This window comes from Nocardiopsis sp. NPDC007018, assembly GCF_040635075.1.
Taxonomy (GTDB): Bacteria; Actinomycetota; Actinomycetes; order Streptosporangiales; family Streptosporangiaceae; genus Nocardiopsis.
Map to the genome: position 1 here is coordinate 1 of NZ_JBEYHA010000039.1, position 12,143 is coordinate 12,143.

Here is a 12,143-nt window from a genome sequence, read left to right on the forward strand (position 1 = left end):
CTCAGCGGGATCGCCAGGTAGAGGGCGATGAGTCCCAGCAGGATGGCCACCTGACCGGTGCCCGACGGGCCCGCCGCGACGCGTGTGGTCAGGCCCTTCGCGGGTGCTTGATGCGGTGCAGCGGCGTCTGGTGGGGCTCCTCGGACTCCTCACGCGGCGGGTCGAGCACCACGTCGCTGAGGATGTCGGTGGACACCGCCACGACCAGGGAGGCCAGCATCAGGGCCGCCCCGATCACCAGCAGGACGACGGAGCCGTCCAGTACCACGGCCAGGCCGCCCAGAGCGAACCCGGCCACGGCCACCGCCACGCAGACCCACGACGCCGCGCTTCCCCGGTGCCCGTTGGTCGGGGCCAGCGAACCGCCCTGGCGCTGGAAGCCCCGGATATCGCCGTGCCGACCCTTCTCCTCGTCCGTGGGGCGGTGCAGCTCCCACGCGAGCCCGGGGTCCTCCGTGTCGCTGGGCCCGAGCACGGTGGGCCGGCGCCCCTTCAGGAACTCGTTCACGGCGTCGTCCGGGGTCCTCGACAGGCGGGGCCCGGAACCGGGGGCCGGGACGGATTCGCGCTCTCTTCTGCTTCGCATGTGGTCCCCCCTTGGGAACACGGTCGCGTCCGGTCGGGTTCCGTCCGAACCGGTGGAAACGGTCGGCCGGAACCACCGCTCTCCCTTGGAGAACTACCCGGAACAATGCCGCTCTCCGCACGAATGTTCACGAAAAAGAAGGGAACATCCAAGCCCGTCCCGCTCGTTTGTCCAGAGGACGGGAAGCGGTTCCGGGTCCTCTAGGATGTAGGCCCGAGGACCCAGGATTGACCCCTTGACCTCCGTGGCCACGGGAAGCGGTCAGCGGGCCTAGATCTGACTCTCCACCCCCTCGGTGGAGCCAACCGCGATCTGCGAGGAGCGCATAGGAAGTGCCAGGCATACTCGACAAGCTCCTGCGCGCGGGTGAAGGTAAGATCCTGCGCCGGCTCAAGAAGTTGAAGGACCAGGTCAACGCCCTGGAGGACGACTACGTCGACCTCACGGACGAGGAACTGCGCGACCTGACCAAGGAGTACAAGGAGCGCCACGAGGACGGTGAGTCCCTCGACGACCTCCTTCCCGAGGCCTTCGCGACGGTCCGCGAGGCGGCCAAGCGCACCCTGGGCCAGCGCCCCTTCGACGTGCAGATCATGGGCGCCGCCGCCCTGCACCTGGGCAACATCGCCGAGATGAAGACCGGTGAGGGCAAGACCCTGACCGGAAGCCTCGCGGTGTACCTCAACGCCTTGGCGGGCAAGGGCGCGCACGTCATCACGACCAACGACTACCTCGCCCGACGCGACGCCCAGAACCTGGGCCGCATCTTCCACTTCCTCGGGCTGGAGGTCGGCGTCGTCGGCCCCCAGATGACCGCCGAGGCGCGCCGCAAGGCCTACCAGGCCGACATCACGTACGGAACCAACAACGAGTTCGGTTTCGACTACCTGCGCGACAACATGGCGCTCTCGCTCAAGGACACCGTCCAGCGGGACCACTTCTTCGCCCTGGTCGACGAGGTCGACTCGATCCTCATCGACGAGGCGCGCACCCCGCTGATCATCAGCGGCCCCTCCGAGCAGAACTCGCGCTGGTACGCCGAGTTCGCGAAGATCGCGCCCCGTCTGAAGAAGGACACCGACTACGAGGTCGACGAGAAGAAGCGCACCGTGGGCATCACCGAGTCCGGTGTGGCCAAGGTGGAGGACTGGCTGGGGATCGACAACCTCTACGAGGCCGTCAACACCCCGCTGATCAGCTTCCTCAACAACTCCCTCAAGGCGAAGGAGCTGTACCGCAAGGACAAGGAGTACATCGTCAAGGACGGTGAGGTCCTCATCGTCGACGAGTTCACCGGCCGCGTCCTCGCGGGCCGCCGCTACAACGAGGGCATGCACCAGGCCATCGAGGCCAAGGAGCGCGTCAAGATCAAGGACGAGAACCAGACTCTCGCCAAGGTCACGCTCCAGAACTACTTCCGCCTCTACGAGAAGCTGTCCGGCATGACCGGTACCGCCCAGACCGAGGCGGCGGAGTTCACCCAGACCTACGGCGTCGGCGTGGTCCCCATCCCGACCAACAAGCCGATGGTCCGCGAGGACGTCAAGGACGTCGTCTACAAGCACGAGGACGCGAAGTTCCAGGCCGTGGCCGAGGACATCGCGGAGCGCCACGAGGAGGGACGTCCGGTCCTGGTCGGTACGACCAGCGTCGAGAAGTCCGAGCTCCTCTCCCGGATGCTCAAGCGCGAGGGCGTCCCGCACGAGGTCCTCAACGCGAAGAACCACGCCCGTGAGGCGTCGATCATCGCCCGCGCGGGCAAGCTCGGCGCGGTCACCGTGGCCACCAACATGGCCGGTCGCGGTACCGACATCATGCTGGGCGGCAACCCCGACTTCCTCGCCGACGAGGAGCTCCAGTCCCGTGGCCTGAGCCCGCTGGAGACCCCGGAGGAGTACGAGGAGGCCTGGCCCGCCGCGCTGGAGAAGGCCACCGCCGAGTTCGAGTCGGAGCACGAGAAGGTCGTCGAGGCGGGCGGTCTCTACGTGCTCGGCACCGAGCGCCACGAGTCGCGCCGTATCGACAACCAGCTGCGCGGTCGTTCGGGCCGTCAGGGCGACCCGGGTATGTCCCGTTTCTACCTGTCGCTCCAGGACGACCTGCTGCGCCTGTTCAACTCCAGCCGTCTGGAGGTGTTCATGAACCAGCTGAACATCCCCGACGACCAGCCGATCGAGTCCGGCATGGTGAGCAAGGCGATCGCCTCCGCCCAGGGCCAGGTCGAGACGCAGAACTTCGAGATTCGCAAGAACGTCCTCAAGTACGACGAGGTCCTCAACCGCCAGCGCAAGGTCATCTACGCCGAGCGCCGCAAGGTGTTGGAGGGTCAGGACCTGCGCGACCAGGTCGTCGAGATGCTGGACGAGGTCCTGCGCGGCTACGTCGTGGAGGAGACCGCCCAGGGCGACCCGGACGACTGGGACCTCGACAAGCTGTGGCGCGCGTTCAAGCAGGTGTACCCGATCAGCTTCACGGTGGACGAGTTCATCGAGGAGAACGGCGACCTGCACACCCTCACCGGCGAGCTCATCGCCTCCCGGGTGGTCGAGGACGCCAGGACCGCCTACGACGCCCGTGAGGCCGACCTGGGCGAGGAGGCGATGCGCGAGGTCGAGCGCCGCGTCATCCTCCAGGTCATGGACCGCAAGTGGCGTGAGCACCTCTACGAGATGGACTATCTCCAGGAGGGCATCGGCCTGCGAGCGATGGCCCAGCGCAACCCGCTGATCGAGTTCCAGCGCGAGGGCTTCGACATGTTCCAGCAGATGCTGGAGGCCATCAAGGAGGAGTCGGTCGGCTTCCTCTTCAACGTCGAGGTCCAGGTCCGCAAGAAGGAGGAGCCCACGCTCACCGCGTCGGCCGCCGCGAAGACGGCCGCCACGGTCGGCGGTTCCTCCGGTGCGACCGCCGTCGCCACGGCCGTGGAGGACGACCCGGAGGCGGCCAGGGCAGACTCTCCCGAGGAGGAGGCCGCGCCCGCCGAGGACGTGGTGGTTCCCGGGTTCGGCGAGGACCAGCCGAACAAGCTCCAGTACTCCGCGCCGAGCGAGGACGGCACCGTCGAGCGGCACAGCGAGACGGTGGACAACGAGTACGCGGGAACCGCCCGCAACTCGCCCTGCCCCTGCGGCTCCGGCAAGAAGTACAAGAAGTGCCACGGTGACCCCACGGCCCGGTAACGGCTGAGGGCACCACGAACACGCGTGTGGGCGCGGCTCCCGAGGGGCCGCGCCCACACGCGTCAGCGTCCGCTGTTGATCCGGGCGGCCTGTCGGGTCAGGTGGGCGCGTTCGGCGAGGTCGGGGGCGTCCAGAGCCGCTCGCGTGTACAGTCGCGCCGCACGCCCGAGGTCGCCGTCGCGCTCGTGCAGGTGCGCGGCCACGGCCCGGTATCGGGGTAGCGACTCGTCCAGTTCGCCGAGGGCGGCCAGTCCCGCCCGCGGCCCCTGCGCCTCACCCAGGGCGACGGCCCGGTTGAGCCGCGCCACCGGGCTGCCGCTCAGGCGCACCAGTTCGTCGTACCACTCCACGATCTGCGGCCAGTCCGTCTCCTGCGAGGTCCGGGCGTCGGCGTGCAGCGCGGCGATCGCGGCCTGGGCCTGGTACTCGCCCAGGCGGTCGCGCGCCAGCGCTCCCTGGAGCACGCGGACCCCCTCGGCGATGGCAACGGTGTCCCACAGAGAACGGTCCTGCTCGGCGAGCGGTACCAAGGACCCGTCCGGGGTGGTCCTCGCGGGGCGGCGGGCGTGGTGGATCAGCATGAGGGCGAGCAGACCGGCCGCCTCGGGGTGGTCCACGGCGGTGTGGAGCCGCCTCGTGAGCCGGATGGCCTCGGCGGACAGGTCGACGTCCCCCGAGTAGCCCTCGTTGAAGACCAGGTAGAGCACTCGGAGGACGGTGCGGACGTCTCCCGGGCGGTCCAGCCGCACGCCGGAGACGGTTCGCTTGGCACGGCTGACGCGCTGAGCCATGGTGGCCTCGGGGACCAGGTACGCGCGGGCGATCTGGCGGGTGGTCAGTCCGCCGACCGCGCGCAGGGTGAGCGCGACCGCCGACGACGGGGTCAGTGACGGGTGGGCGCACAGGAAGTAGAGCCGGAGCGTGTCGTCCACCGCGCGCGCGGTTCCAGCCTCCGGTTCCTCTGCCACGGCCGCCTCGCGTCTGCGGCGAGCGGTGTCGGCGCGGGTGGCGTCCAGGAACCTGCGCCAGGCGACGGTGACCAACCATCCCTTGGGGTCGCGGGGCGGGTCCCCCGGCCAGACGCGCACCGCCTCGATCAGCGCGTCCTGGACGGCGTCCTCGGCCGACGCGAAGTCGGCACCTCGTCGGACGAGCAGACCGGTCACCTCGGGAGTGAGGGTCCGGAGCAGCGCTTCGTCCACGTCGGCGGTCACGTCGGGCTCACTCCTCGATGGTGGGCGAGGCGCCCAGGAACGGGCGCAACTCCAGCCACTCGTGGATGGGGCGTCCTCCCGCCCCGGGCGCGGCCGACAGTTCACCGGCCAGTTCCAGCGCCCGGTCGTAGCCGTCGACGTCGATCACCATCCAGCCCGCGATGACGTCCTTGGTCTCGGGGAAGGGGCCGTCGGTGACGGGAGGGCGCCCCTCGCCGTCGTAGCGGACGAAGGTCCCCTCCGGGGCGAGCGCCTGGGAGTCCACGTACTCGCCGGTCTCCTGTAGCCGGGCCGCGAAGTCGTTCATGTACTTCACGTGCGCCGACACCTCCTCGGGTGTCCAACGGTCCATCGGGACGTCGTTCACGGAGGCCGGGGCGCCCCGGTAGTGCTTGAGCAGCAGGTACTTGGCCATGGTCCCTCTCCTTGTCGCGGTGCGACCCATTGTGGTCGCGTTCACAGCGGGGACGGAGCCGGGCGCGCGTTCTCGACACCCTCGTCGGAATCTTTACCGGGGCCTGGAACACCGGCGGCCCGGCACCGCGTGTGCGGTGCCGGGCCGTGAGCGCCGCACCGGGTTCGGGGGAGCGGAGGGGCCGGAGGTCAGGTGGTCTGGGTGACCTTGTTGAGGCCGCGCGGCACGTCCGGGTTGTAGCCCAGCCGGCGGGCGAGGTGCTCGGTGAGCAGCTGGGCGGGGACGATGAGGTTCATCGGCGACACCCACTCGGGGACGTCCGGCACCGGTACCGAGAGGTCGCTCGCGGCGGCCAGGGCGGCACCGCCGCCGAAGCCGAACACCGGGGCTCCGGCGGAGCGGACCCGGTCGGCCAGGGCCACCGTGCCCTCCAGGGTGGGGCCGTGGGGGGCCGCCACCAGCAGGGCGGGGGTGCGCGGGTCCACCACGGCGATGGGGCCGTGCTGGAGGTCGGCGTAGGACAGCCCCATGGCGTGCAGGTAGCAGGCCTCCTTGAGCTTCAGCGCGGCCTCCAGCGCGGTGGAGAAGGCCATGCCGCGACCGGAGATCACGGCGCCCTGGACGGCCACCATCCGCTCCACGATCTCCTCCAGGGAGTCGGTGGGCGCGGCGAGGGTCTGCTCGATGCCCTCCGGAACCAGGTCCAGCTCCCCGGCGTCCAGCTTGGCGCCCAGACCCAGGGCCAGCACGGCGAGGGCGGCCAACTGCGTGTTGTACGTCTTGGTGGCGGGGACCGCCAGCTCGTTCCCGGCCCGTGTGACCAGGGCGACGTCGGCCTCGGTCGCGAGCGGGGAGTCGGCGCCGTTGGTGACGGCGACGGTCCGGGCGCCGCAGTCGGCGGCCCAGCGCATGGTCTCGACGATCTCCTCGGTCTTGCCGGACTGGGAGATGGCCACGGCGAGGACCCCGGACAGGTCGACGCGCGCACCGTAGGCGGTGGCGATCGAGGGGGAGCCCAGCGTGGCCAGTCGTCCGGTGTGCGCCTGGAGGAGGTAGCTGCCGTAGACCGCCGCGTTGTCCGAGGAGCCCCGGGCGATGAACAGGACGTGCTGGGTGGAGCGGCCGAGCGCCTCGATCTCGCCGCGCAGGGGGAGGAGCTCGGCGAAGGTCCGGCGCAGGGCCTCGGGCTGTTCGGCGATCTCGGAGCGCATCACGCTCGTCGTGGTGGTCATACGGAGCCTTCCGGTGTGGACGTGCGGTCCTGGACGTACGCCGGGGGCCGCGCTGGTCGCTCGTGGACGGCCCGGACTACGTCGCTGGCCAGCCACGATGCTGGTTCACTCCGCGTGGCACAAGGAGGATTGACACGCGGGTCGAGCTATGGTCTAGTCCGGACTATACCAGTCAGATCCCGGCATGACCCGGCAAGTGTCACGAGTCCGGGCGGATGCCGCGCTAAGGTCGAACGCCGACCACCGGACCACCCGACCCGCCGACCGAGAAGGCCATCCGCCCCATGCCGATCGACGCCAGCAACCCCCTGCCCAAGTACGTCCAACTCCGCGACCTGCTCCTGGACTGGATCACCGCGGCCGGGCTGGGCGTGGACGACATGGTCCCCTCCGAGCGGGAGCTCAGCTCCACCTACGGCCTCTCCCGCATGACCGTGCGCCAGACCATCGACCTCCTGGTCGCCGAGGGGCGTCTGTACCGGGTCCCGGGCAAGGGCACCTTCGTGGCCCGGCCCAAGATCGAGATGTCCCTCGTCCTGGCCTCCTTCAGCGAGGACATGCGCGCCCGGGGCTTCGAGCCGGGCGCGCGCGAACTGATCCGCCAGGTCATCCCGGCCAGCGGTCACACCGCCCGCATGCTCGACATCGCCCCCGGCACGCTCGTGCACCACATCGAGCGCATGCGTACCGCCGACGACGAGCCGATGGCGGTGGAGCGCTCCAACATCCCGGCGGCCATGGTCCCCGGCCTGGAGGACCACGATCTGGCCGAACGATCTCTCTACGAGGTCCTGGAAAACGAGTTCGACATCCTGTTGGATTCCGGAGAGCAGACCATCGAGGCCGGGATCTGCGACTCGGCCGACTCCCGTCTCCTTGGCCTACCCGCCGGAAGCCCGGTGCTGGTGATGCAGCGCCGCAGCTTCGCCAAGGGACAGTGCGTGGAACTCGCCCTGTCCACCTACCGTGCCGACCGCTACCAGCTGCACTCCCGCCTGGACCCGCGGAGGCACGGGGACTGACGTCTCGCGCCCCGTCGGGCGCGCGTCCGAGAGGGAGGACCCCCCACCATGTCGGACCCGACCCCAGCGACGAAGGACCCGGACCGGTCCGGGCCCCCCGCACGCCGTCGCCGCGCCGCCGCGCTCGCCGTGCTCCAGCGGCTCGGCCGCAGCCTGATGATGCCCATCGCGGTCCTGCCCGCCGCCGCGATCCTGCTCCGCCTCGGCCAGGACGACCTGCTCGGGGCGGACGGCCTGGCCGGTGTGAACGGCATGGGCTGGATGGCGCCGGTCGCCGGTGCCGTGGGCACCGCCGGCGAGGCGATCTTCGAGGCCCTGCCCCTGCTGTTCGCGATCGGTGTGGCGATCGGCTTCGCCAAGCGCGCGGACGGCTCCACGGCCCTGGCCGCCGTGGTCGGCTACCTGGTGTTCGACCGGGTCTCCACCTGGACGATGGTGACCTTCGACGGTGCGACAGGGGACATCGGGTCCCGGCTCGTGTCCTACCCGGTCGCGACCGATCCGGTGTCCAGGGAACCGGTTCTCGACCCGCCGCCGGTCCTGGACCCACCTGCCGGAGCGGAGGGGGTGAACGCCCTCATGCCGGTCATCAACCACGCGGTCAAAAACCCCACCGACGTGCTGGGCGGGATCGTGGTGGGCCTGGTGGCCGCCGTGCTGTGGCAGCGCTACCACCGGATCAAACTGCCCACCTGGCTGGGCTTCTTCGGCGGGCGCCGCTTCGTCCCGATCGTCGCGGCCCTGGCCGGGCTGGGCATGGGCGTGGTGCTGGGACTGGTCTGGCCGATCGTCGGCATGTGGATTCAGAACCTGGGCGAGGCCCTCATCGGCGCGGGCGCGCTGGGTGCCGGGATCTACGGTGTGGTCAACCGGGTCCTGCTACCGCTCGGCCTGCACCACGTGGTGAACTCGTTCGTCTGGTTCGTCTCCGGTACCTACACGGATGCGGACGGCGCCGTCTCGCACGGGGAGATCACCCGCTACTTCGCGGGTGACCCGACCGCGGGCAGCATGCTCTCCGGCTTCTTCCCGGTGCTCATGTTCGGCCTGCCGGGCGCGGCGCTGGCGATGTGGCTGGCCGCGTCGAAGGAGCGGCGTGCCCAGATCGGCTCGATCATGATCCCGGCGGCGCTGACGGCGTTCGTCACGGGCATCACGGAGCCGGTGGAGTTCGCGTTCATCTTCGTGGCCCCGGTGCTCTTCGCGGTACACATCGTGCTCACCGGTGTCTCGCTGGCGCTGATGAACCTGTTCGACGTGCAGTTGGGCTTCGGGTTCTCGGCGGGCCTGATCGACCTGCTGCTGAACGCCACCAAGAGCAACACCCAGGGGCTGGGGGCACTGCTGCTGTTCGGTGTCGTCTACTTCCTGGTCTACTTCGGGATCTTCTACGTGCTGATCAGGCGGTTCGACTTCCCCACACCGGGTCGCGAGCCCGACCCCGACGAGCCCGCGCCGCCGCCCACCGCCCCGGCCGAGGCGGACGGCGCGATCGGGACCGGCCCCGAGGCGCCGAGCGGCGGCGGCTCCGACCGCTCCGGCTGAGCGGCGGGCCCGAGCGGCCCGCCCGCCCGGGCAGCCCGGCGACCGCCCCCGGTGGCGGCGCCGGGCCACCCCGCTCCACCAGCGCGCCCGCGCCCGCCGCCGCGCCGACCCTGGCGTGTGAGGCACGCCACCTCTAAGCTCGGCTCAGACCCCCCGGGTCACGTGATCCCGGGTAGAGCACGGAGGGCACATGTCGGACAAGGCAACGGCGATCGTCGCCGGTTTGGGCGGCGCGGCCAACATCGAGGAGATCGAGGCCTGCATCACGCGGCTGCGGACGGAGGTCGCCGACCCCGCACTGGTCCGGGAGGCCGACCTGAAGGCCGCGGGCGCGCACGGGGTCCTGGTCTCGGGCAACGTCGTCCAGGTCGTCGTCGGTCCGGAGGCTGACTCCCTCACGGACGACATCCAGGACCTGCTGGACTGACGCCCCTGGACGGGCCGCGGGAAAAAGGGCCTTTGTGCTCTTCCGGTCGCCCCTTTTCTGGGTTAAGTCCCGTTCCCGGGGAAGACCTCACCCATGTCAGACCTCAACGGTGCGCTGCGCGTACTCTCTCCCGTCGCCGGGACCGCCCTGCCCCTGGACACGGTGCCCGACCCGGTCTTCTCCCAGAGCATGGTCGGCCCCGGCGTGGCCGTCCACCCCGAACCCGGACAGGAGGGCGGCCAGGACTCCGAACACGAGGCGGTCGCCCCGATCGCCGGGACCCTGGTCAAGCTCCACCCGCACGCCTTCGTGGTCCTGTCCTCCGACGGCGCGCGCGGTGTCCTCGTCCACCTGGGCATCGACACCGTGCAGCTGGCGGGGGAGGGGTTCACCCTCCTCGCCGAGGAGGGCGCCGAGGTGGCCGCTGGCACCCCGGTCATCCGCTGGTCGCCGGGCTCCGTGGCCGCCGCTGGCAAGCCCTCGGTGGTACCCGTCGTCGCCCTGGACGCCCAGCCGGGCAGCCTCTCCGAACTGGCGAGGGGAGCGGTGGAACCCGGCCAGGAGCTGTTCGCCTGGGGCTGACCCCGCGCACCGCCCGCCACGGAGGGGCGTGTCCCAGCCGCTCCGCCCGAGCGGGTAGTCTCCGCCCGCAACCAGCGATCCGGCGGAGAAGAAGTCCCTTATGAGACCGTCCGTTCCACGCGCCCTGGCCCCGGCCTGCGTGGCCCTCACCCTGATCACCACAGCCTGCACCACACCCGAGGAGGTGGACACCTCGCCCGAGAACGTCCAACCCAGCGCCGAGGCCACACCCGAGCCCTTCGAACCGGTCCTGGCTCCACAGTTGCTCGCCGACATGGACCTGGACGACAAGATCGGCCAGCTCCTCGTCCTCACCGCGCAGGGCACCACCGCCGCCGACAACGCCGCCCAGATCGAGGCGTACCGGCCCGGCGGCGTCATCTACTTCGACGCCAACCTCGACGACGCCGAGCAGATCGCCCGGATGTCGGCCGGAATGCAGGAACAGGCGGCCGGTCAGGGTCCGGGCGTGCCCCTGTTCATCAGCATCGACCAGGAGCAGGGCCTCGTGGTGCGCATGCCCGTGGGCACCCTGTTCCCCGACGCCATGGCGGTCGGCGCCACCCGTGACACCGACCTCGCGGCGCTGCGGGCGTCCACCACGGCGGACGAGCTCCTCGCGGTCGGCGTCAACATGAACTACGCGCCCGACGCCGACGTCAACACCGACCCCGACAACCCCGTCATCGGTATCCGCTCCTTCGGCTCCGACCCGGAACTGGTGTCGGAGATGGTGCTGGCCGAGTCCGCCGCCTACGCCGAACAGGGCGTGGTGCCGGTCATCAAGCACTTCCCCGGCCACGGCGACACCGACGTCGACAGCCACACCGGCCTGCCCGTGATCGACCTGCCCCGCGACCGCTGGGAGGCCGAGCACCTGCCACCGTTCCGGGCCGCCGTGGACGCGGACGTGGACGCCATCATGACCGCGCACGTGCTCATGCCGCAGTTGGACCCCGGAGAGGACCCGGCCACCCTCTCGCCGCTGATCATCGACGGCATCCTGCGCGACGAGCTCGGCTATGACGGGGTGGTCACCACCGACGCCCTCAACATGGAGGGCGTGCGCCAGACCCACCCGGACGGCGAGATCGCCGTGCGCGTGGTGGAGGCCGGGGTGGACCAGCTCCTCATGCCGCCGGACCCGGGCGCGGCGGTCTCCGCGATCCGGGAGGCGGTCGAGAGCGGCCGGATCACCGAGGAGCGCATCGACCAGTCGGTGCTGCGCGTCCTCACGCTCAAGGAGAAGCGCGGCGTCCTGGAACGGGAGTCCGCCGACCCCGCCGAGGCCGACGCCGCCATGGAGGACCCCGAGCACGCCGAGGCGGCCCAACGGGTCGCCGACGCCTCCGTCACCCTGGTACGCAACGAGGGCGGCCTCCTGCCGCTCGACGCGGGCACGCGCGTGCGCGTCCAGGGGGTGGGCGCCGACCGGATCGCTCCGGCGCTCGCCGAGGCCGGTCTGGAGGTCGTGGACAGCGGTGAGGACGTCCTCGTGGTGGGCACCAACGGCGCGCGGAGCTCCGAGGAGCAGCGCGGCATGGTCGCCGCGGGCCGGGCCCAGGGCACCCCGGTGGTCGCGGTCGCCCAGGGCGGCCCCTACGACCTGGAGGCCTTCCCCGACGTGGACGCCTACATCGCCCTGTACTCGGCGGTGGAGGTCTCCCGTGTGGCCGCCGCCCGGGCGATCTCCGGGAAGGTCGACCCCTCCGGCACGCTGCCGGTGGACATCCCCGGGGCCGAGGTGACCGCGGGGACCGGGCTGGGCTACTGACCCGCCGTGCGGCGGTGCCGGGCGGCCCGGGCCGGGGACCGCGACCGGCGGCGCCCACCACCGGTCCGCGCGCCGTGGACGAAGGTTGAACCGGACGGGGAACGGGAAGAACCGTTCCCCGTCCGGCCTCCAGGTGGCTCCGCACCGGGCCGGACGGGTGGTCCACA

At 70.9% G+C, this 12,143-nt stretch carries 10 protein-coding genes; 6 read left to right on the forward strand and 4 right to left on the reverse strand.

Going from position 1 to position 12,143, the window contains the following annotated elements; all coding sequences use genetic code 11:
* Nucleotides 1-88: 88 nt before the first annotated feature.
* Nucleotides 89-586 (reverse strand): hypothetical protein, encoded by a 498-nt coding sequence (locus ABZ635_RS19580; protein WP_357766998.1) that lies wholly within the window; start codon nucleotides 584-586, stop codon nucleotides 89-91.
* Nucleotides 587-918: 332 nt separating this feature from the next.
* On the opposite strand from ABZ635_RS19580, the gene secA reads away from it, so the two are divergent.
* A complete protein-coding gene (gene secA, locus ABZ635_RS19585; RefSeq protein ID WP_357767000.1) occupies nucleotides 919-3,765 on the forward strand; it encodes a preprotein translocase subunit SecA in 2,847 nt (948 codons plus the stop codon).
* Between the two features lie 62 nt (nucleotides 3,766-3,827).
* On the opposite strand, the gene ABZ635_RS19590 is transcribed toward secA, so the two are convergent.
* The 3 genes from ABZ635_RS19590 to ABZ635_RS19600 form a co-directional block, all read right to left on the reverse strand.
* Nucleotides 3,828-4,967: a DUF6596 domain-containing protein gene (locus ABZ635_RS19590; RefSeq protein ID WP_357767113.1), complete on the reverse strand. Its 1,140-nt coding sequence runs from the start codon at nucleotides 4,965-4,967 to the stop codon at nucleotides 3,828-3,830.
* Nucleotides 4,968-4,986: 19 nt separating this feature from the next.
* Nucleotides 4,987-5,394 (reverse strand): YciI family protein, encoded by a 408-nt coding sequence (locus ABZ635_RS19595; RefSeq protein WP_357767003.1) that lies wholly within the window; start codon nucleotides 5,392-5,394, stop codon nucleotides 4,987-4,989.
* Nucleotides 5,395-5,582: 188 nt separating this feature from the next.
* Complete coding sequence (locus tag ABZ635_RS19600) at nucleotides 5,583-6,626, reverse strand: SIS domain-containing protein (protein ID WP_357767006.1); 1,044 nt, start codon at nucleotides 6,624-6,626, stop codon at nucleotides 5,583-5,585.
* 284 nt (nucleotides 6,627-6,910) lie between these two features.
* On the opposite strand from ABZ635_RS19600, the gene ABZ635_RS19605 reads away from it, so the two are divergent.
* From ABZ635_RS19605 to ABZ635_RS19625, 5 genes are all read left to right on the forward strand, one after another.
* Nucleotides 6,911-7,648 (forward strand): GntR family transcriptional regulator, encoded by a 738-nt coding sequence (locus tag ABZ635_RS19605; protein WP_357767009.1) that lies wholly within the window; start codon nucleotides 6,911-6,913, stop codon nucleotides 7,646-7,648.
* A gap of 48 nt (nucleotides 7,649-7,696) precedes the next feature.
* Nucleotides 7,697-9,193: a PTS transporter subunit EIIC gene (locus ABZ635_RS19610; RefSeq protein WP_357767012.1), complete on the forward strand. Its 1,497-nt coding sequence runs from the start codon at nucleotides 7,697-7,699 to the stop codon at nucleotides 9,191-9,193.
* A gap of 190 nt (nucleotides 9,194-9,383) precedes the next feature.
* A complete protein-coding gene (locus tag ABZ635_RS19615) occupies nucleotides 9,384-9,620 on the forward strand; it encodes a glucose PTS transporter subunit EIIB (protein WP_357767015.1) in 237 nt (78 codons plus the stop codon).
* A gap of 93 nt (nucleotides 9,621-9,713) precedes the next feature.
* The gene (locus ABZ635_RS19620) at nucleotides 9,714-10,202 is read left to right on the forward strand and encodes a PTS glucose transporter subunit IIA (RefSeq protein WP_357767018.1); all 489 of its coding nucleotides are present in this window, start codon (nucleotides 9,714-9,716) and stop codon (nucleotides 10,200-10,202) included.
* Between the two features lie 100 nt (nucleotides 10,203-10,302).
* Complete coding sequence (locus ABZ635_RS19625) at nucleotides 10,303-11,976, forward strand: glycoside hydrolase family 3 N-terminal domain-containing protein (RefSeq protein ID WP_357767022.1); 1,674 nt, start codon at nucleotides 10,303-10,305, stop codon at nucleotides 11,974-11,976.
* Nucleotides 11,977-12,143 lie beyond the last annotated feature (167 nt).

Bases quoted from the DNA above. Each gene is read 5' to 3' on its own strand.
- ABZ635_RS19615 (WP_357767015.1), top strand. From the start codon at position 9,384: ATGTCGGACAAGGCAACGGCGATCGTCGCCGGTTTGGGCGGCGCGGCC.
- ABZ635_RS19610 (WP_357767012.1), top strand. From the start codon at position 7,697: ATGTCGGACCCGACCCCAGCGACGAAGGACCCGGACCGGTCCGGGCCC.
- ABZ635_RS19620 (WP_357767018.1), top strand. From the start codon at position 9,714: ATGTCAGACCTCAACGGTGCGCTGCGCGTACTCTCTCCCGTCGCCGGG.
- ABZ635_RS19605 (WP_357767009.1), top strand. From the start codon at position 6,911: ATGCCGATCGACGCCAGCAACCCCCTGCCCAAGTACGTCCAACTCCGC.
- ABZ635_RS19580 (WP_357766998.1), bottom strand. From the start codon at position 586: ATGCGAAGCAGAAGAGAGCGCGAATCCGTCCCGGCCCCCGGTTCCGGG.
- ABZ635_RS19595 (WP_357767003.1), bottom strand. From the start codon at position 5,394: ATGGCCAAGTACCTGCTGCTCAAGCACTACCGGGGCGCCCCGGCCTCC.
- ABZ635_RS19600 (WP_357767006.1), bottom strand. From the start codon at position 6,626: ATGACCACCACGACGAGCGTGATGCGCTCCGAGATCGCCGAACAGCCC.
- ABZ635_RS19625 (WP_357767022.1), top strand. From the start codon at position 10,303: ATGAGACCGTCCGTTCCACGCGCCCTGGCCCCGGCCTGCGTGGCCCTC.